17 protein-coding genes are annotated in these 20,045 nt (G+C 37.2%); 8 read left to right on the top strand and 9 right to left on the bottom strand.

Features of this window, described 5'->3' with window-relative positions:
* Positions 1–47 precede the first annotated feature (47 nt).
* From IX38_RS07315 to IX38_RS07285, 7 genes are all read right to left on the bottom strand, one after another.
* On the bottom strand, positions 48–665 hold the full coding sequence (locus IX38_RS07315; protein WP_034703400.1) for a hypothetical protein: 618 nt from the start codon (positions 663–665) through the stop codon (positions 48–50).
* Between the two features lie 202 nt (positions 666–867).
* Entirely contained in the window at positions 868–1,401 is a 534-nt protein-coding gene (locus IX38_RS07310) for a thioredoxin family protein (RefSeq protein WP_034703399.1), read from the bottom strand.
* Positions 1,402–1,442: 41 nt separating this feature from the next.
* Positions 1,443–2,954, bottom strand: a complete 1,512-nt coding sequence (locus IX38_RS07305) for a peptide MFS transporter (RefSeq protein ID WP_034703397.1) — start codon at positions 2,952–2,954, stop codon at positions 1,443–1,445.
* Positions 2,955–2,976: 22 nt separating this feature from the next.
* Positions 2,977–3,972 (bottom strand): PDDEXK nuclease domain-containing protein, encoded by a 996-nt coding sequence (locus tag IX38_RS07300; protein ID WP_034703395.1) that lies wholly within the window; start codon positions 3,970–3,972, stop codon positions 2,977–2,979.
* A gap of 57 nt (positions 3,973–4,029) precedes the next feature.
* Positions 4,030–5,784: a peptide MFS transporter gene (locus IX38_RS07295; RefSeq protein WP_034703393.1), complete on the bottom strand. Its 1,755-nt coding sequence runs from the start codon at positions 5,782–5,784 to the stop codon at positions 4,030–4,032.
* 132 nt (positions 5,785–5,916) lie between these two features.
* Positions 5,917–7,572 (bottom strand): peptide MFS transporter, encoded by a 1,656-nt coding sequence (locus IX38_RS07290; protein WP_034703389.1) that lies wholly within the window; start codon positions 7,570–7,572, stop codon positions 5,917–5,919.
* 155 nt (positions 7,573–7,727) lie between these two features.
* Positions 7,728–8,078, bottom strand: a complete 351-nt coding sequence (locus tag IX38_RS07285; RefSeq protein ID WP_316934138.1) for a helix-turn-helix domain-containing protein — start codon at positions 8,076–8,078, stop codon at positions 7,728–7,730.
* 94 nt (positions 8,079–8,172) lie between these two features.
* Between IX38_RS07285 and IX38_RS07280 the strand changes: the two genes are divergently transcribed.
* Entirely contained in the window at positions 8,173–8,967 is a 795-nt protein-coding gene (locus IX38_RS07280; protein ID WP_034703385.1) for a GLPGLI family protein, read from the top strand.
* A gap of 111 nt (positions 8,968–9,078) precedes the next feature.
* Positions 9,079–9,885, top strand: a complete 807-nt coding sequence (locus IX38_RS07275) for a GLPGLI family protein (RefSeq protein ID WP_034703382.1) — start codon at positions 9,079–9,081, stop codon at positions 9,883–9,885.
* Positions 9,886–9,984: 99 nt separating this feature from the next.
* Here the strand turns inward: IX38_RS07275 and IX38_RS07270 are convergent, their stop codons facing one another.
* On the bottom strand, positions 9,985–12,114 hold the full coding sequence (locus IX38_RS07270; protein ID WP_034703380.1) for a S9 family peptidase: 2,130 nt from the start codon (positions 12,112–12,114) through the stop codon (positions 9,985–9,987).
* Positions 12,115–12,234: 120 nt separating this feature from the next.
* Here IX38_RS07270 and IX38_RS07265 point away from each other — a divergent pair, with 120 nt between their 5' ends.
* Both IX38_RS07265 and IX38_RS07260 read left to right on the top strand, forming a co-directional pair.
* Positions 12,235–12,708 carry a hypothetical protein gene (locus tag IX38_RS07265; protein ID WP_034703378.1) on the top strand — a complete coding sequence of 158 codons (474 nt, stop codon included), beginning with the start codon at positions 12,235–12,237 and terminating at the stop codon, positions 12,706–12,708.
* A 10-nt stretch (positions 12,709–12,718) separates the two neighbouring features.
* The gene (locus IX38_RS07260; RefSeq protein WP_034703376.1) at positions 12,719–12,904 is read left to right on the top strand and encodes a DUF6496 domain-containing protein; all 186 of its coding nucleotides are present in this window, start codon (positions 12,719–12,721) and stop codon (positions 12,902–12,904) included.
* An 86-nt stretch (positions 12,905–12,990) separates the two neighbouring features.
* Here IX38_RS07260 and glgP read toward each other — a convergent pair whose 3' ends face one another.
* Complete coding sequence (gene glgP, locus IX38_RS07255) at positions 12,991–14,646, bottom strand: alpha-glucan family phosphorylase (RefSeq protein WP_034703372.1); 1,656 nt, start codon at positions 14,644–14,646, stop codon at positions 12,991–12,993.
* A gap of 202 nt (positions 14,647–14,848) precedes the next feature.
* On the opposite strand from glgP, the gene IX38_RS07250 reads away from it, so the two are divergent.
* The 4 genes from IX38_RS07250 to mtaB all read left to right on the top strand — a co-directional run bounded on the left by IX38_RS07250 (position 14,849) and on the right by mtaB (position 20,022).
* The gene (locus IX38_RS07250) at positions 14,849–15,646 is read left to right on the top strand and encodes a hypothetical protein (protein WP_034703371.1); all 798 of its coding nucleotides are present in this window, start codon (positions 14,849–14,851) and stop codon (positions 15,644–15,646) included.
* Positions 15,647–15,815: 169 nt separating this feature from the next.
* Complete coding sequence (locus IX38_RS07245) at positions 15,816–17,924, top strand: T9SS type B sorting domain-containing protein (protein ID WP_034703369.1); 2,109 nt, start codon at positions 15,816–15,818, stop codon at positions 17,922–17,924.
* A gap of 94 nt (positions 17,925–18,018) precedes the next feature.
* On the top strand, positions 18,019–18,606 hold the full coding sequence (locus tag IX38_RS07240) for a DUF1572 family protein (protein ID WP_034703367.1): 588 nt from the start codon (positions 18,019–18,021) through the stop codon (positions 18,604–18,606).
* Between the two features lie 69 nt (positions 18,607–18,675).
* Complete coding sequence (mtaB, locus tag IX38_RS07235) at positions 18,676–20,022, top strand: tRNA (N(6)-L-threonylcarbamoyladenosine(37)-C(2))-methylthiotransferase MtaB (protein WP_034703365.1); 1,347 nt, start codon at positions 18,676–18,678, stop codon at positions 20,020–20,022.
* Positions 20,023–20,045: the final 23 nt, after the last annotated feature.

The raw sequence follows: 20,045 nt of genomic DNA, 5'->3' as shown, positions 1-20,045 counted from the left end.
AGAGGTTTTTTTGTTAAAATAAGAGGTTTTTAATCTGAACAATATTTTTAAAAAGCTGTTATTTTTATTTTTATAGCCAGAGATAATTCTTTTTCTGAAATATATCTGTTGACCTTGAAATTACACCCTACCGTAGAGTTATTTCCGTTTCCAGGTAAATTGCCGGGATCAAAGCCTCCGCAATTACAGCCTGTAGATTGATTCTGGAAACCGTATTTTACAATAGAGCAGTCATTGGGGCAGCCTATGATATTAACACAGGTAACCACATGCCCCGGACCAGGGACAAAATAATAATCAGGAGAATTTCCGGTATTACCTAACGGTAGGAATATGGTGGCTTTTTCCATAGAATTGTTAAGTGCTACGATCCCTAAATAGAATGTGTCAATATTGGATTTTACAATCTTAATATTTTCTACCGTAATATTGGGATTGAACCCGTGTACAGCTTCCTGTACCGCATTTTGAAGTGTTTCTTTGGGTACTGAAAATGTCATGCTCCCTCCCGTATATTTTGCAATAGGAACGTCTGTCATTTGTTTTTTTGATAGTTTCATAGCATTCGGGCTGCTAACAAAAGAAACTGTTTCTACTTTTTGTGCGATAGAAAATTGATACAGAAAAATAAATAGAATCAATTTCAGGATGTTTGAGTTTTTCATGATGTCTTTGTTTTTTAGTTAAATGGATATTATTTGGAGTATTTTTTAACTCTTAACAAAGGTTAGGATTTCTCAAACCATTAATTACAGGATTTCCATTGAATTTGAAGGGTGAAAACACTGTATCTGGAAGGAAAAGAAAAAAGGCTTTCAGATGATCCTGAAAGCCTTGCTATTTAAAAAATCTATGAGATTTAAAGTATTACTCTTTGATTTTAGATTTGAATTTCTTCTGATAATCTTCCCACTGTTCCCTGGAACGTATCTTTTTGAATAGATCTTTTGAAATAAATTCTAAATAAGGTTCCAGCTCTTTGGCAGACAGTTCTCCCTGAAGAATAGTGATCGGGCCGCCTTTTTCATCAAGAAATACGGTACTTGGAACAGCACCTACATTCATATACTGAGTGAACTCGTGCAGAGAATTTCTTCCTTTTTTATGTTCAGTATTTTCATTGGAAAATGTTCTTCCAAAAGCATCAACAGGCTTTTTTTCTTCGGCATTAAATTTTACGGGATAATAATTTTCATTTAAAATCTGCGCAATTACCGCGTGTCCGTATGTTTTTTTATCCATGATTTTGCATGGGCCGCACCAGTCTGCATAAAAATCAATCAGGATTTTTTTTGGATTTTCTTTCTGGGCTTTTAAAGCCTCTTCAATGGTCATCCATTTTATCTGGGCAAAGCTGAAGTTTATTAAAAGTAAAAGTATGATGCTTATAATTTTTTTCATAATTTGATATTTATGTAAAAATAAGCATAATCCTGCTTACTTTATTTTACCTCCTGCATTAGTTTTTTCACAAACGGAGATATCAAAATTAATACCACACCGGCAATTACCGCGTATAATCCCAATTGTTTATATCCATCGGTATAAGTGATCAAAGCATCATAATTTGTAGAACCCTCTTTTGCAGTGGCAAGCCCTGCACCGATAATCCCTGCAACGTACTGCCCATAAGCGGAAGCCAGAAACCACATTCCCATCATCATTCCCTGGAGATTCTTTGTTGAAAGCTTCGTCATGATGGATAACCCGATAGGAGAGAGGCAAAGTTCCCCCAAAGTAATAACCAATAATGCAACAGTGAAGAAATTCAGTGAAGTTATCCCCTGAAGATTGGCAAAAAGCCTTGTAGCAAATAAAATATAATAACCCAAACCAAGGAAAATAAATCCTAATCCGAATTTAATGATAGTATTCGGCTCTATTTTTCTCTTATTTAACCAAATCCATAGCAAACCAATGAGCGGAGCCAAGAAAATAATGAAAAAGGCTCCTCCTGAATTGTTAACACCGTTTGGATCTAATCCCAGAAGATCTTTATTTAAATTTTTCGCAGCGAAAATACTTAATGATCCACCGCTCTGCTCATAAATTCCCCAGAATATGATTGAGAAAATGATGAAAACCAAAGCAGCCCAAAGTTTCTTGCGTTCTGAAGCAGTTACTTTAGACATTTCATAGAACAGGTAAATCAATGTCAAAGGACCGATGGTCCACATAAAATAATCTGTATATTCCGTTTTGGCTACCATTTTCATAATAATGGGAACGAAAATAAGAGATAAAACATATACACTGTATTCTTTCCATTTGGGGATCGGGGCAGTTTTTACCTCTGCCAAAGGGTGTCCCGGCTGAAGGCCTATTGTTCCCATTCTTTTTTGGGTGAAAATGAAATTGATAAGGCTTATTACCATTACCACTGAAGCTAGCCCGAACGCAACATTCCACCTCATTGCTTCCGGAATAAGGCTTCCTAAAATTTCTCCTTTACCAATGGCAATACATAAATATCCGCCTAATAAAGCTCCCAGGTTAATTCCTGCATAAAAAAGAGAAAAACCTGCATCAGCCCGTGAATCGTTCGGCTTATAAAGCTGGCCGACCATAGATGAGATATTCGGTTTGAAGAAACCTGTTCCTACCACGGTAAATGCAATTCCTAAGAAAAAGAATTTGTGCGGGTCAGTTGCCAGAATCAAACTCCCGGCGATCATCAGAAGTCCGCCCCAAAAGAGAGATTTTCTGAACCCGAGGATCTTATCAGCAAAAAGACCGCCGATGAAAGTAAAAGCATACACGAATGCCTGTGTCGCGCCGTATTGAAGATTAGCTTCTTTTTCGTGGAAATTCAGCTGTGAGATCATGAAGAAAACCAGCATTCCGCGCATTCCGTAGAAACAAAAGCGTTCCCACATTTCAGAGAAAAACAGGCTCCAGATTTGACTAGGGTATTTTCCTTTGAAATTTTGTATTTCATCTAAAGTTAAACTCATAATTGTATATGATTGATTTTAATTAGGGTTGTTTATTGTTGCTTTGGTCCAGCTCAAAACGGATTCTGTCCTGGTCAATGATTTCTTTTAATTCCTCTTCTTTTGGAAGGTAGAGGAGATATTTGCTGGCAAAGAGATTGTTTTTGTCATTCAGAACGGAATACTTTACAATGGTCTCATCTTTTTCTGAACAGAGTAGAATTCCTATCGTTGGATTATCGCCTTCTCCGCGTTTCAGATCATCGTACATTCTTACATACATATCGATCTGCCCGATGTCCTGATGGGAGAGTTCTCCTGTTTTAAGGTCTATAATGACAAAGCACTTTAGGATATAATTGTAAAAAACAAGGTCAATATAAAAATCTGAAGTATCCGTAGAAATATGCTGTTGCCTGGCCACAAAAGCAAATCCTTTTCCGAATTCCAGAAGAAACTTCTGAATATGATCAATGATGGCTGTTTCAATTTCCTTTTCAGAAAACTTTTGGTCTGGTGTTAAACCTAAGAATTCAAAAATGTAGGGGTCTTTTAAAACACTGTGAATGTTTTCTACCGGAGATTTTTTGTGCTCCAACACTCTTTCGTAAGCAAGTGAATTGATCTGTCTTTTCAAGTCTCTGTAATTCCAGTTATTCTGAACGGCTTCATTGATGTAATAGTTCATTTTATCAATGTGATCAATTCTTATCAGTAATCGGTAATGGGTCCAGCTTAATTCGTGACGCAATGCGTCACAAATTGGAAATGCCTGATAAAAAGACCGCATATTTCTTAAATTACTTTCATCAAAGCCCTTTCCAAACTCCAGAGATAGTTTTTTAGAAAGATTTTTTAATGTTTGCTTTCCGTATTCAGCGCGTTCTTTTCCCTGCTGTTCATTTTCTACGATCAGTTTTCCGATCTGCCAGTAAGTAAGCAGTAAAGTAGAATTCGCGATCCGAAACACTTTTTCGCGCGACTGCCTAATAATTTCCTTTACGGATTGAAATAAAGAATCTTCGGAAATTTCCATCATACGAAAATAAAAAAAACCTCTGACTTAGCAGAGGTTTTGTTGTATTTATTAACGCGGTTACTTTACACCGTGCATCATTTTCTTTAAGATTGGAGAAATAAGTGCCAAAATAACAGCTGCGATACCACAAAGTACTACGAATACCATAAAGAATTCGAATAGGTTATGGATCTCAAACCCTGCAAATGTAGGATTGTGCAACGGTAACTGAGCTTTCTCAAATGCCGCCGCCTGATCAGCCGTTAACGTTACTTTTTTATCCAAAACATCCTGAAGGTTTACCCCTATTTCTTTTGCTTTTGTAAATTTATCACCGGTAGCCGGGATAAGAGCTCCCAATGAACCTGCCAGAGCGTATCCTGCAGCATTGGAAATAAAGAATACACCATATAATAATGATGCAAATCGCTTTGGAGCCAGCTTACCTACCAATGAAAGACCGATTGGGGATAGACAAAGCTCACCACAAGTCTGGATGAAGTAAAGAAGCATCAACCATTTGATGGCCAGTAATCCTGAATTTCCAAGATCTTTTACGTTGTGTGCAATGATGAAGTAAGAAAGAGCGATCAATGCCAATCCCATTGCCTGCTTGAAAGGAGATACGGGCTCTCTTCCTTTTGTTCTTAATTTATCCCATGTTAAACTGAATGGAACAGCCAACAGAACGACGAAAATACCGTTGAAGATCTGAACCATTGAAGGCGGCATATTCCATCCGAAAATGTTTCTGTCCGTCTGGTTATCTGCGATAAAGGTTAATGAAGATCCTGCCTGCTCGAAAGCTGCCCAGAAGAAAATGATAAAGAAGGATACAATATAAATTACCCAGATTCTTTGTCTTTCAATCTTGTTTTCTGCCGAACTCATGATAAGGAAGGCTAAGGAAATACCGGCTGCATAGATGAAAGGATAAATAATTCCTTTGATCATCTGCCCCATTTCTACAGCTTTAAATCCAAATTCCCCTACCAGCAGGTATCTGAAGACAAAGAATAAAACGACGAATAAAAATCCGGTAATACCTAAAGATGTTCCTGAGAATTTTGCGGTCTGAGTTTCACCTTCTTCAAAGTCTGCACTTGTATTATTCTTAGGTAACCCACCGATAGGTCTTCCTTCCGGTGTTACCACATATTTATTTTTAAGGATAAAGAATGTTACCGTTCCAATTACCATCGCAATTGAAGCCGCCAGGAATCCCCATTTGAAAGCAAATATATCTCTTACTCCTGTAGCTGCATCTTTCACATCTCCTACATACGGGCAGATAAACTGTCCCAGGAATGCTCCGATGTTGATCCCCATATAGAAAATGGTGAACGCAGAGTCAAGTTTGGATTTCTCCTGCTTAGGATAAAGGCTTCCCACCATTGAGGAAATATTGGGCTTAAAAAATCCATTACCGAAAATGATAACGAATAAAGCCAGCCACATAATCATTTTAGAGCTTCCCAGATCTGCTGAGAAGGTAGATGCACTGATAAAAAGCAGGAACTGGCCAATAGCCATTAAAGTTCCACCGATTAAGATGGCATTTCTGTTTCCGATATATTTATCAGCAATAAATCCTCCCAAAAGAGGCGTTAAATAACATAAAGCTAAAAATCCACCGTAAATGATTGCTGCATCAGCTTCTTTTATTAATAAGGAATTTACCATGAAGAGCGTCAAAAGGGCTCTCATCCCATAAAAGTTGAAACGCTCCCACATTTCTGTTCCGAAAAGAACCCACAATCCTTTTGGATGCCTTGAATTCTTATTCTCTACAAATTCATCCGGTTTCGGACTTAATGCTTCAATATTATCCATTCTATTGTTAATTTTTGTTAAGACTGACAAATATAGTTTTTTTTGAGTTTTTGGCAAGGTTTTAATTTTATATTTAAATAAAAAAGCTGCAGAGTGATTCTGCAGCTTGATATTCTTCATGATAATTAAGGATTAGTGCCCTTTTTCTTTCATAATCCTGTTTAGTCTTTTTAACATAGACAGTCCTAAAAGTGTCGCAAATATTAACAAAGCGAAGTTAACCAGGAAGTAGTTCATCTTGTTGTCGTAACTGTACCACGTACTGGCCAGGATTCCAGAAAGCTTGTTTCCTACAGAGTTGGCAAGGAAGAAACCTCCCATCATCAAAGCTGTAATTCTTGCCGGTGAAAGTTTGGAAACAAAAGAAAGCCCCATGGGAGAAAGGCAGAGCTCTCCGACGGTGATCACTCCGTATCCTGCTACCAGCCACAAAGGTGAAACTTTTACGGCTCCATTGTCTCCGGCCATAACAGCAAGAACCATGACCAAACAGGATAATGCTGATATAAACAGCCCCAAAACAATCTTGGTAGGCGTGAGAGGTTCTTTTCCCTTTCTTCTTAATAAAGCCCAGAATCCAACAATGAGGGGCGTTAGAGCAATTACCCAGAATGGATTGATGGACTGGAATAATTCTGTGTTGTATAAATATACTTTAGTTTCGGGATTTTTTTCTAAGGCTGCACGCTGTTCAGGAGTAACGTTTTTGAAATAGATATCTTTTCCGGTTTCCTTGATGCTTTTTCCGTCCTTGTCTTTCTGAGACTGGAACTGGTTATCATATACAGGAACTTGTTTGTCTTCGTAGCCTTTCCCTTCTACCATATAAATGTCTTCAAGAGGCTTTTCCAGTGAAGCGGGAACACTTCTGTCCGTATAATAGTTGGCCCATCTTGTTAAAGCCGTACCATTCTGCTTGAAAACCGCCCAGAAGAACATGCTGATCATAAAAACTGAAAGCAAAGCACCGATTGATGGTTTCTCCTCTGGTTTAGCCTTAAAGTAAAGTGAAGCATAAAAATAAATGACAGGGACACAGGCAAAAATAAAGGCGTCGGTACTGTCACTTCCGAAAATATTTCCGGGAATAAACCATCCTATTGCCCCAACTGCAATTGCAGGGACAAAAACCTTCATCAGTATTTCAGAAAGTTTGGTGTCTCCTTCTTCTACAGGTTTCATCTGTGCTGCATGGATATAGTGCTTTCTTCCGATTGTAAAGATCACGAGACCTACAAGCATTCCTACTCCCGCAGTGATGAAAGCTTCACCCCAACCGAATTTATTACGCATGAAAGCAGCAATGATATTACATATAAATGCTCCAATATTGATCCCCATATAGAAAATATTATATCCGGAGTCTTTATTGGCTTTGTAAGGTTCTTCAGAATAAAGGTTTCCCAGCAATGTGGAAATGGTAGGTTTAAAGAAACCGTTTCCGATGATAATTAATGCTAGAGAACCGTAAAAAAGAGGAAGTTCTTTGAAGACTCCCATTCCGATGTATCCGGCAGCCATTAAAATTCCGCCCAGATAGATAGATTTGATATATCCTAAAACCCTGTCAGCTAAAAATCCTCCCAGGAACGGCGTTAAATAGGTCAAAGCAATATATGTCCCAAAGATATCATCAGCTGTTTTGTCGGGAAGTCCAAGTCCTCCTTTTAGTCCTGTAGGCTCAATGACATAAAGAACAAAGATTCCAAGAATCAGATAATATCCGAAACGTTCCCACATTTCTGTGAAAAAGAGGAAGGGCAGGCCTTTAGGATGTTTAGTCTTCATATAATCAATTTTCAAATTTCTCAAAAATAAGTTTTTAATTTCAATTGATAAAATAAATAATGTTTTACAAAAATGATTAATGAAGTAAATAAAACCGATCAATTCGATTTGAAAGGTTTTTGAAATATTGTTTAAAAAAGTGAAATTTTAAAATTTCACTTTTTTTGTCTAATTTCTTCTTTTAATTCATGAATTTCTTTCTTTAGAAGACTAATGTAATCTTGTAGGTTTTCTATTAGAGAATTGGGAATGTTAAAATGCTGATTGTAATAGTTTCCAGAATTATCATTAAATGTGGAATTATCATTATGCACTATCTTCACATCTTTTTCTTCTTTAATATCCTCAACAGAAACATCAAGTGCTTCAGCCAATTTTTGCCATTCTTCCTCATGAATCCTTACTTCCCCACGTTCTTTGCGAGAATAATTAGAGGGGTCTGTAGATAATATTTTAGCCATTTTTTCTTGTGATATACCTTTTTGTTTTCGGAGATAGAGTCGCACAATGCTTGTATGTAATTAGTTTGCAATGAATGTTAAGAGAGATACGTTGAGTATCTCTTTTTTCCTATCTTTATAATAATATATCATTTAGCTTATGAAACAAATACTTTTCTTTTTACTGCTTATATCAAATACTTTTTTTTCTCAAAATATAAGCTTTATCTATGAATTAAAAGACTTGGCCCATAAAGGAGTTAAGACAGAATATTATTATCTTGATGTTTTAGGAAAGCAGTCTGTTTTCAGATCAGAAAAGGCACGTGAAGCAGACTCGTTAATGCAAAAAAATGGGTATTGGCAGAGCCGTAAACCTACTTTTGAAAATATTTATTCATTCAAAAATTTAATTAGTAATAAAGTTTATAAAAGTGTCACACACCCTGCTATGTATGACTTATACTATATCAACATTGATGATAAGTTAAACTGGGAGATTCTACCTGACAAAATGAAAATTGGCGAAATACAATGTCAGAAAGCGACAACAGAATATAGTGGACGCAATTGGATTGCTTGGTTTGATCCTGCAAGTCCATTACAAGATGGTCCATATATATTTTATGGACTTCCGGGATTAATTGTTAAACTTTCTGATGATAAGGGAGATTTTGATTTTAACCTTATAGAAATTAAAAAATCTGATAAAAATAATATGTTCTATTTGCGAAAAGGCAAAGAAATAAGTTGGGATGTTTATAAAAAATTACAAAGTGACTATTATAATGATCCATTTGCTGAAGTAAAAGCCAGAAGTATTAAAACAAAAGTTGGTGATGCCAATGGAAATCCTGTAAATATAAGCTTCAAAGAAATTACAGAAAGTATTCAAAAACAAATGAAAGAAAGTAATAATCCCATAGAGCTAGATAAAGTTGTAAAGTATCCTTAACGAATAAAACTAAAAAAGTATTTTGTATGAGGTGCAGTAATGCATCTCATTTTTATTACAGTGTTTTATTACTTTTATTAAGTTTGTTAAACAAGATCTTAATATTTTACTATGAAAAAAATATTTTTTATTTTACTTTTCCTTTCAAATATTTTGTCGGCGCAACTTGTCTCGTTTGTTTACGAAATTAAGCATAAGCCAAATCCGGATAAGGAAATTTTTGAAACTAGCAATTATTATCTTGATATAATTGGAGGTCAATCTGCTTTCCGGTCAGAAAAGGAAAGATATGCTGATTCGTTAATGCTTAAAAATGGATATTGGGAAGGCGGACCAAAAACTTCACTTAATCAGCTTTATATTATTAAGAACTTGATCAATAAGAGTATCATCAAAAGTATAACAACTCTATCAATGCATGATTTGTATAACATCAGTATAAATGATAAGCTGGATTGGGAGATTTTGCCTGAAAGGATGAAGATTGGAGATATGGACTGCCAGAAAGCAACAGTAAAGTACGGTGAGAGAAACTGGATAGCATGGTTTAGCCAAAGCATACCTTTACAGGAAGGACCTTATATATTTCACGGACTACCGGGATTAATCATAAAAATTTTTGATGATAAAAATGATTATGATTTTAGTCTGATAAAGACTATAAATGTTGATAAAAACAAAACGTTTTATTTAAGAAAAGGAAAAGAAATAAGTTGGGAGACCTATGAAAAAATACAACGTGATTATTATTCAGACCCGTTTGCGGAAATCAAGACAAGAAATATAAAATATAAAGTCACTGATGAAAAAGGAAATCCGGTTGAAATAAATTTAAAACAGATGGCAGAAAGTACTCAGAAACGGATAAGAGAAAATAATAACCCAATAGAACTCAATCATAAAATAAACTATAAGTAGGGAAATTCATTTAAACTGAGTACATTATTCAATTACATATTTTGATCACTATAAACATCCCTTTCAAAATTTTGAAAGGGATGTTTTAATTAAATTTTATTATAAATTATTCAAAATAAAATCCGTCATTTTCTGATACAGCTGCGGTCTTGTCTGCCCGCCGTAGATTCCGTGGTTTTTGTCCGGATAAGCCATGAAATCAAACTGTTTTTTATTTTGGATCAAAGCTTCGGAAAACTCCATAGAATTCTGGAAATGGACGTTGTCATCGGCTGTTCCGTGGATCAGCAGGAATTTACCTTTCAGTAGGTTGGCATATTCCGTTGGGGAATTTTTGTCGTATCCATCAGGGTTTTCCTGAGGTGTTCTCATAAATCTTTCCGTGTAGACAGAATCATAGTATCTCCAGTTGGTCACCGGGGCTACGGCAATACCTGCTTTGAAAACGTCCGCTCCTTTAGTCATTGCCAGGCTGGTCATATATCCACCGAAGCTCCATCCGAACATTCCGATTCTCGTTTTGTCGATATAAGACTGCTTTCCGAACCATTTTGCGGCCGTGATCTGATCTTCAATCTCATATTTTCCTAAATTCATGTAGGTCACTTTCTTGAATTTAGTCCCTTTGTAACCCGTTCCGCGACCATCTACACAGGCAACGATGTAGCCTTTCTGTACCAAATGATTGAACCATAATGCATTTCCTGCATCCCATGAGTTCGCCACCTGCTGCGATCCCGGTCCGGAATACTGATACATGAACAGTGGATATTTTTTGTTCGGATCAAAGTTTTTGGGCTTCATGATCCATGCATTCATCTGATCGCCTGCATCGTTCGGAATCGTGATGAATTCTTTATCTACAAAATTATCTGCCTTTAATTTCTGAAGTTGTTTGTTATTGTTCTGAAGCTCTTTTACCGTTTTACCGTTTCCGTCTTTTAAAACAAAAGTGTAAGGTTTTGAAGCAGTAGAAGACGTTTCAATGAAATAATTATAGTTTTTGCTGAAATTGGCAGAGTTATTTCCTTCTGCATTGGAGATCAGCTGGGATTTCCCGTTTTCAATATTAACTTTGGAAACTACCTTATTAATACTCCCTTTTTCGGTGGTCTGAACATAAATTTCCTTAGACTTTGGATTGAATCCGTAATAATCGGTTACTTCCCAGTTTCCTTTTGTGATCTGCTTTTTAAGCTTTCCGTCTTTGTCGTACCAGTAAAGATGGCGGTTTCCATCTCTTTCGGAGGCCCAGAGGAAAGAATCATCCTCAAGGAATTCCAGGGTAGGACTGTCCGTATCGATCCATTGATCATCCGTTTCTGTGAATAATTTCTGAATAGCTCCTGTTTTGGTATTGATTTTTAAAACATCAGAAGCATTCTGAATTCTTTCAGAAGTCACCAGAACCATCTCATCAGGTTTTGCCGTCTGGATAACGTTCGGGATATAATAATTTTTGAAAGAACTTAAATTCAGCGGCATTGTTTTTCCGGTATCAAGACGGTAGAGCTGTGCAGAAACTATAGAGTTTTTTTCTCCCGCTTTAGGATATTTGTAACGCATTTCCTCCGGATAAAGTTTTTTTCCATAGATCGGAATGTAGATCTCCGGAACCTGGCTTTCATCAGATTTTACAAATACGATGGCATCCGAATTCTTTGTCCATTCATACTGTCTTGCGTGCCCGAATTCCTCTTCATACACCCAGTCTGCAAGTCCGTTGATAATTGAATTTTTCTTGCCGTCATTCGTAATCTGCGTAATTTTTCCTGAACTCATATCCTGATAAAATAAATTATTTTCCGCGATGAATGCAACTTTAGTGGCATCAGGAGAAAATCTTGGTTCCTGTACTGTTTTACCGTCATTTAAGCTGATCGTTTTTCCTGATTTCAGATCTTTTACCTCAAATTTTCCAAGAAAAGAATGTCTGTAAATGGGTTCACTTTCCGTTAAAAGAAGAATTTTTGATTCATCATCAGAGAATTCATAACTCTCAAATTTACCGTCAACAATATTTCCTTCTTTTTGTGAAGTTTTATAAGAATATTTGGCAATTCCTGTCGGTTCAATGACCAGATAGTTTTCCCCGTTCTTCATGGAAGCAATGCCGGCAATGCCCTCCCCACGGTAGTATCCTGAATATATTTTATCTAAAGTGATTTCCTGTGCCGATACATTGTGGAATGCTGCAGCTACAGTAAGAGTTAAGAATAATTTTTTCATTTCTAATTTTAATGGATTTCAAAGATAATAATTTTATTAAATGCATAAAAAACCTTTTTTCATACAGGTTTTGGCAGAAAAATTGAATGTATAAGTATACAATCAAATTAAATAATAATTATGGAAACGAATGCCTATGACCAGAAACTCAACCGTTATGTTTTGGCCGACCGTGTGGTTTATACAGGATTTTCAAGCTTTAAAGACGCTGAAGAGTGTGCAGACAAAAAAGGCGGAACGTTGGTAGAAGTTGGTTTTAAAGATGGGAATGATAATCCGCAGATTACAGATGAAGCCGGACTTATTGAGAAAAAGCTTCACTATTACGTGTATGCCGGTGATGAATATAAATTTATCCACTCTTCCGATCCCGGATTTAGAAAATATGCGGATGAACTGCAGAAATTAAAAGCCAGTAGAGATAAAACCAGCCCGGATGAAAGATATCTGGCCAGTTTTGAAATCGAAAATATAGAAGACCCGATCATTGTGATCAAGAATGACCATTTTGAATCGGTAACTTCCAGAGAACGCTCAAAATACTTGAAGCACGCCGAAGTTTATGAACTAGGGGTATCCCTGCCGAAATCTTAAATTTTTTATCATGAGCAAGACCAAATATTCAGAAAAAGCTCAGGACAAAGTAGGAAAAGTAATGCACGAATTCAAGGAGGGGAAATTGAAATCCTCTTCAGGAAAAAAGGTAACCAGCAAAAAACAGGCTGTGGCCATAGGGATTTCAGAAGCAAGAGAAAAAGGCTTGAAAGTCCCGAAGAAGAAAAAAGAATAAACCAGTAATAAAAATTCCGTGAACATATATTCACGGAATTTTTATTGATTAAAAAAGGTAAAATGCGCTTAACAGGCACATTCTACTTATTTGTAAAGCACTTTATAATATTCATCTGCCATTCTATCACTGTTAAAATGTTCCTGAACATCATTCATGGCATTATACTGAATTTTTCTCCACTGGTCCGGATTGTCGTAATACATAGGAAGAATTTCGTTTTCCAGGATTTCGTACAGCTTATCCAGGTCATACGTATCCTGTTCGTAGATGCTCATATTTAAATAATCTGCTTTGGGTGCCACAAACGAGTTTTTACCAGGCTGGGCAAATTCAGGAATCCATCCGTCATCAGTAGAAAGATTGATAGATCCGTTCATAGCAGCCGTCATTCCCGAAGTTCCCGAAGCTTCTCTCGGTACCCTTGGATTGTTGAGCCACAGATCTGAGCCCTGTTTCATAGACTTGCTTAAAGAAAGCTCGTAGCCTGTAAGGACAGCCATGTTCTTGTGATTCTTGCTTTCTTCTACCAGTGTGTTGAAAGTGGAAATCGCAGAATAGTCCATTGGGTAAGGTTTCCCCGACCAGATGATCTGTACCGGATATTTCGGATTGTTTAGTAACCTGTAAAATCTTTCCTTATCATGAAGCAGTAAGTCTGCGCGTTTGTACCCGGCAAATCTTCTTGCCCAGACAATGGTGAAAATGTTGGGATTGAACAGGTTTCCCGTCTGATCTGCTACAATCGTGAACAGTCTTTTCTTTAAATGCTTTTTACGGTAATCAAAAACAGTTTCATCATTTTCGTCTTTGGCATTGTACAGAGGCTTATCCGCCCAGTATTTAAACTCCTGAGCGTTGGTAATGGACGTGATTTCGCAGATGCCGGAATATTTACTCCACATAGCTCTGGAAACCTCACCATGCAGTTTAGAAACACCATTCGCCATTCTTGCCATTTTCAGAGCACATAATGAATGATTGAAACGGTCATCAACCACTCCTTCGATATTTTTTACATCTTCCATGCTGAAGCCTGAAAAATAGGACATATCATAGCACAGTTTCAGATTATGTTTTTCATTTCCGGCCTCCTCAGGAGTGTGTGTTGTGAAAACCAGTTTTTCTTTCACCCGGTTCAGATCTCCGTTATACTTTTTCAGCAGATAAAATGCAGCAGGAAGTCCATGAGCTTCATTCAGATGGTAAACCTCTCTTTCGGCATTCATTTCGTCCATTAATTTAGCACCTCCTTTTCCAAGTAAAATATACTGCGCCAGTTTTGTAGATTCGTTGGCATCGTATAATTTGTGGCAGATGGTTTTGGAAACATGATCATTTTCTGGAACATCTGTAGAAAGGAAAAACATCGGTGCCGTATTGAAAATCTCGGGATCAAGGTACCATACCTTTACCCATACCGGGGCACTGTGAATTTCGATCTGGAATTTGATGCCGGTGTCTTCAAGGAAACTGTACATTTTTCTGGTCCATACCGGCTGAAGGGTCTGGTCATGATTTCTGGCCTGATCATAATACCCGAATTTCCATAGAATTCCGATCCCGATAAGATCCTGTTTCAAATTGTATGCACTTCTCATATGAGATCCTGCAAGGAATCCTAAGCCTCCCGAATATATTTTTAAAACCTGTTCAATGGCAAATTCCATTGAAAAATACACGGCTTTTTTAGAATATTGTGGATTGACGCTGTAAGGTATTTTAAAGTTTTTAAAATCCATATAAATCACAGTTTAATATTTAAAGGGCTAAGGTATTGATTATGAAAATAAACTTTACATTAATTATTTGATAAATTAATTTAAAAGTATCCTGTGAATAATTTTTTTACCTACCTTTATTATGTAAATTTTTGAAAATCAAAAACTTCTAACGGTGAAAACCCATATGCATGCGTTCTTTGATCACATAAAAAAGTCACCTATGAAAAAGACATTTTCTGATGAAGATTTAATAAAGAATCTGAGCTTATACTATATGAACCGGCATTTGAAAAAAAAGCCGATGGAGAAGTATCACCGTAAAATAGACGAATCTCTGCTTCACGACCGCGAAAAATACAGAAAGAAATCTGAGATTCTGCTGCTTAATTCATTTATGCACCACTTCCCCGATGTCAAATTTGAAGATCTCACCTGCGAAAGTCCGGACTTTATCGCCAAACTCAACGACAAAAAGATCGGAATAGAGCTGACCGAAGTGATCAACCATCTGGAGATGAAAAAAGTAGAAAGCACTTTGAATAAAATGTTCCGCCAGGCAGAAATATTATTAGAACAGGAAGACACCGCGAAGTACCGTGGTGTTTATTTTTTAGAATTCCATCCAAATATTAAATTCGACAATATAGATCAGCAGGAAGAAAATATACTCAGCATCTATAAAAGCATAAAAAAGAACAAACCTGCAGGATGCGTAAAAGGAATGAGAAAATCTTTTCACCGCAGGAATGTTTTTATTACCCATGAATACAGTATGAATCTTTTCGATGAGCTCTGCTCCGAAAAGATCATTGAGCTTATCGACAAGAAAAATGAAAAATTCCCTTATTATGATACTTCCGTAGACGAATGCTGGCTGGTCATTGTTTCCGATATGAACTCCATTGCCTCACGATATACGTTTATTCAGGATAAGGAGCACCTGCATGAAGTGAAGAGCCCGTTTCATAAAATTTTCCATCTCGAAAATCTTTGCGGAAATATTATAAGCATAAAATAGTGGGTGTTTATATCGGTATATCATAATTATTTCATGTTTTTATTTAAAATAATTTAAGTTTTTTGAAAATCCATTGTTTGTGATTAAAATATAGGTATATTTGATGTATGTGTTGATTTACAACACATATGGTGTGATTTCCAAGCATATTCACTAAAACTATAGATCTATGAAAAAACTTTTACTTCTTATTTTTTTCGGTATTTCTCAGATATTCTTTGCACAGGCAGATTGTTCCACAGCTCTGTCAGTCTGCGGAAATTCCAACATCACCTACAGTCCCACAGGATACGGTAACATCCGTGAATTGGTCAACTCCGGAAGCTGTATAGATGCAACGGGTGAGCACAATTCAATTTGGTACAAAATTACCATTGCTACGGGTGGAACTCTCACCTTCGATCTGGTTCCTAATGACCCGGATGCCGATTATGACTGGGCAATTTTCGGTCCTAATGTAAACTGTGGAGCTTTGGGAGCACCCATACGCTGCAATGCCGCAACAGTTATAGGCCCTGGCCCTGCGACAGGATTAAACATGACAAGTACCCTTACCAGTGCCATCGGAGGCTCGCTTACACCTTACTGTAAATACCTGGATGTTCTGCCGGGGCAAACTTATTATTTGTTTATTGATAACTGGGTAAGCAGTACCAGTACCACAACAGCTCCATTTTCTTTGACCTGGGGAGGAACTGCAACACTGGCTTCTCCGTTTACAGATCCTGCTTTACAGCCTTTTCCATTCCTCCCTCCCGGAGTTCCGGCTGCTAATCCGGCAGATCCGAGAGAAGTAATTGTATGTGTAAATCCGGCTTTATTCGATTTTTCTACACTTTCTGCAGGAATTTTAAACGGGAATCCAAACTTTAGCGTAAGCTATCACACAAGCCAGAATGATGCACTAACAGGAAATAACGCCATTACAGTTCCTACTATTGTAAATACAACATCTGTTTACTACTACAGCATAAGTTATACGGATCCAGGCAATCCGAACAGCCCGCTTAATAAATGTAAACAGATCGGAACATTTAAATTTAAAGACGGTAAAATCACCGCTAAAAATGCAACACTGACCCAATGTAATAACAATAATGCAGGAACAGCGGTATTTGATCTGACAACAGCGGATGTTATTGCAGATCCGAATGTGACCAAGAAATATTACAACAGTCTTTCAGATCTGAATGCAGGTATCAATGAAATTGCCAATCCATCAGCATTTACTTCTGCCGAAGCAACAATATATGTAAAAGTGATCTCATCTTTCGGATGTACTGCTAATGCACAGATCATGTTGAAATTCTATCCGCCTATAGTGGTAAATGATGCCACATTAAGATCCTGTTCTATTGAAAGCAATCCGTCTACGGCATCTTTTAATCTTACAGGTGCATCAGTAACCAATCAGGGAGGTGTCAGTAAAAAATACTATCCTTCAGAAACGGATGCTGTAAACCAGACCAATGAAATTTTAACATCCGCAGGCTACATTGCTCCTAGCGGTGTGGTTTATGTACGGGTTTATAACACACAAGGCTGTTATAATATAGCTAAAATCACACTGGTGGTTATTCCACCCGTTTATTCCACCATTTTGAAAGATAAAATTATTTGTGTGGAAAACAGAACGACTTTGGATGCAGGCCCGGGATTTAATAAATACGAATGGAGTACAGGCGCAACTACCCAGACAATCACGAATGTAGGAGTAGGCACCTATTGGGTAAAGCTTAAAACAGGAGATTGTACCGTATTGCAGAATGTAAAAGTATATCCTTCTGAGCAGCCTGTTGTTTCAAGTATCGAAATTTCAAACACTACCGTTACGGTATTTGTGATAGGGGGAACGGCCCCTTACAAATATTCAATGGATAACATCAACTGGCAGGATTCCAATGTATTTAATAATATAAAAAGAGGTGATGCCACTATATTTGTCAAAGATTCCTATGACTGCGACCCGATAGATATCAGCATAGTAGTTCCCAACCTTGTTAATGTGATCACACCAAATGGTGACGGCTACAATGATATTATTGATTATTCTGCACTGGCCAATAAGAAAAACTTAGTGATGAATATTTTCGACCGTTATGGAAATATGATCTTCCAGGTGGATAAATCTACCGGGTATAAATGGGACGGAACCTTTAAAGGCGGTGTGAAAGTGCCTACCGGAAACTATTGGTATTCCGTAGGATGGAATGAAAATGATAAAATGAATACCCCAATCAAGTATTCAGGATGGATTGTAGTTAAAAACAGAGATTAAGCTTTTCAATAATAAACTATATAGACAAAACCATTTCGGGAGAGATGGTTTTGTCGTTAAAATAATTTAATTTGGTTCTATTAATAACAGAAAAATGAAAGATCTTTTTGTAAACCGTTTCAAATACTATAAATCGCTCGGAGATAAATCATTCGCACAGCTTTCTGATGAACAGATCTTCTGGCAGTATAATGATGAAAGCAATTCCATCGCTGTAATTGTTAAACATATCGCTGGAAATATGCTTTCGAGATGGACAAATTTTCTTACGGAAGACGGAGAAAAGCTCTGGCGCAACCGTGACGATGAATTTGTCAATACCTTTAAAAACAAACAGGAAATTATAGATTTATGGGAAAAGGGCTGGGAATGTTTTTTTAATGCCCTGGACCAGATCAATGATGAAAATTTATATTCTACTATTTACATCAGGGGAGAAGCGCATTCGTTTTTAGATGCGGTTTTGCGTCAGCTTGCGCATTATCCTTATCATATCGGGCAGATTGTTTCCATTGCGAAAATGATAAAGAATGACGGCTGGAAAACACTTTCCATTGAAAGAAATAAATCTCAGGAATTTAATATCGAAATGAAAGACAGGTTTTCCAGAGAAGAACAGGGTTCCGGTTCGTCTCCGGTATGTTTTCAAAACAGCCCTGAAGTAAGGGATGAATATAAATAATAGACCGAATCAATTTAGAATTCTTATAAAATTACTATCTTTGCACCCAGAAAATTCAGGAGTAAATCAATGTCTACTTTTCACGGAACTGCCGCATTTCATACACTCGGCTGCAAATTAAATTTTGCGGAAACATCTACTATTGCCCGTCAATTGACAGATGCAGGTTATGATAAAGTAAGTTTTGATGATAAGGCAGACGTCTATGTAATCAATACCTGTTCCGTAACTGAAAATGCAGACCGTGAGTGTAAACTTCACGTGAAGCGGGCTATGAAAGCCAATCCTGAGGGCCTGGTTGTTATCGTTGGATGTTATGCCCAGTTGAAGCCTGAGGAAATTTCACAGATCGATGGTGTGGATCTTGTCCTGGGAGCCAAAGAAAAATTCAATATCCTGAGCTATCTGGACGATTTAGAAAAATCAGAAAATGAAGGGATTGTCCATTCATGCGAAATTGAGGAAACCGATTTCTTTATCGGAAGCTACTCAATTGGTGACAGAACAAGGGCCTTTCTGAAAGTACAGGACGGATGCGATTATAAATGTACCTACTGTACCATTCCGCTGGCAAGGGGAATCTCACGTTCAGACACCATCGAGAACGTTCTTAAAAATGCCCAGGAAATTGCCGGAAGAGACATCAAAGAAATTGTTCTTACAGGAGTGAATATCGGTGATTACGGTAAAGGCGAATTCGGTAATAAAAGACACGAGCATACATTCCTGGACTTAATTTCAGAGCTTGATAAAGTGGAGGGCATTGAAAGAATACGTATTTCTTCCATTGAACCGAATCTTTTGAAAGACGAAAGTATTGATCTTGTTTCCAAAAGCAAAAGCTTTGTTCCTCATTTTCACATCCCGTTACAGTCAGGATGTGATGATCTGTTGAAAAAAATGAAGCGCCGTTACCTTACCAAGCTTTATAATGACAGAGTGAATAAAATCCGCGAGGTAATGCCTGACGCAGCCATCGGGGTAGATGTGATTGTAGGATTTCCGGGTGAAACAGAAGAGAAATTCATGGAAACCTATAACTTCCTGAATGAACTTCCTATCACCTATCTTCACGTATTTACCTATTCTGAAAGAGAAAATACGGAAGCCGCCGATATGGAGGGAGTAGTTCCTATCCCTGAAAGAAAAAAACGTAATAAAATGCTGAGAATCCTTTCTGAAAAGAAGAAAATGGCATTTTACCAGACCCAGCTTGGAAAAAAGCTTCCCGTTCTCTGGGAGCACGAAAATAAAGACGGCAAAATGTACGGCTTCACTGAAAACTATGTGAGAGTCCAGAAAGATTTTGATCCCGCACTTGTTAACCAGATCGAATTTCTAAATTTAGAAAAAATCCTGTCAGATGGCACGGTTTCTGTGCAGTCATCCTTCGAAAGTTTTTTGGCAAAAGCATAGTCTCTTTGCAAAATTTCCACTAA

The sequence above is a fragment of the Chryseobacterium luteum genome (assembly GCF_000737785.1).
Taxonomy (GTDB): domain Bacteria; phylum Bacteroidota; class Bacteroidia; order Flavobacteriales; family Weeksellaceae; genus Chryseobacterium; species Chryseobacterium luteum.
Note: the sequence above shows the minus strand (reverse complement) of the source record. Positions and strands in the feature narration are given on the sequence as shown.

Excerpts from the sequence above, each read along its gene's own strand:
- IX38_RS07315 (WP_034703400.1), bottom strand. The coding sequence starts at position 665 with ATGAAAAACTCAAACATCCTGAAATTGATTCTATTTATTTTTCTGTAT.
- IX38_RS07240 (WP_034703367.1), top strand. The coding sequence starts at position 18,019 with ATGAAAGATCTTTTTGTAAACCGTTTCAAATACTATAAATCGCTCGGA.
- IX38_RS07250 (WP_034703371.1), top strand. The coding sequence starts at position 14,849 with ATGAAAAAGACATTTTCTGATGAAGATTTAATAAAGAATCTGAGCTTA.
- IX38_RS07265 (WP_034703378.1), top strand. The coding sequence starts at position 12,235 with ATGGAAACGAATGCCTATGACCAGAAACTCAACCGTTATGTTTTGGCC.
- IX38_RS07310 (WP_034703399.1), bottom strand. The coding sequence starts at position 1,401 with ATGAAAAAAATTATAAGCATCATACTTTTACTTTTAATAAACTTCAGC.
- IX38_RS07305 (WP_034703397.1), bottom strand. The coding sequence starts at position 2,954 with ATGAGTTTAACTTTAGATGAAATACAAAATTTCAAAGGAAAATACCCT.
- IX38_RS07295 (WP_034703393.1), bottom strand. The coding sequence starts at position 5,784 with ATGGATAATATTGAAGCATTAAGTCCGAAACCGGATGAATTTGTAGAG.
- IX38_RS07245 (WP_034703369.1), top strand. The coding sequence starts at position 15,816 with ATGAAAAAACTTTTACTTCTTATTTTTTTCGGTATTTCTCAGATATTC.
- IX38_RS07280 (WP_034703385.1), top strand. The coding sequence starts at position 8,173 with ATGAAACAAATACTTTTCTTTTTACTGCTTATATCAAATACTTTTTTT.
- IX38_RS07270 (WP_034703380.1), bottom strand. The coding sequence starts at position 12,114 with ATGAAAAAATTATTCTTAACTCTTACTGTAGCTGCAGCATTCCACAAT.
- IX38_RS07275 (WP_034703382.1), top strand. The coding sequence starts at position 9,079 with ATGAAAAAAATATTTTTTATTTTACTTTTCCTTTCAAATATTTTGTCG.
- IX38_RS07300 (WP_034703395.1), bottom strand. The coding sequence starts at position 3,972 with ATGATGGAAATTTCCGAAGATTCTTTATTTCAATCCGTAAAGGAAATT.
- IX38_RS07290 (WP_034703389.1), bottom strand. The coding sequence starts at position 7,572 with ATGAAGACTAAACATCCTAAAGGCCTGCCCTTCCTCTTTTTCACAGAA.
- IX38_RS07260 (WP_034703376.1), top strand. The coding sequence starts at position 12,719 with ATGAGCAAGACCAAATATTCAGAAAAAGCTCAGGACAAAGTAGGAAAA.
- mtaB (WP_034703365.1), top strand. The coding sequence starts at position 18,676 with ATGTCTACTTTTCACGGAACTGCCGCATTTCATACACTCGGCTGCAAA.
- glgP (WP_034703372.1), bottom strand. The coding sequence starts at position 14,646 with ATGGATTTTAAAAACTTTAAAATACCTTACAGCGTCAATCCACAATAT.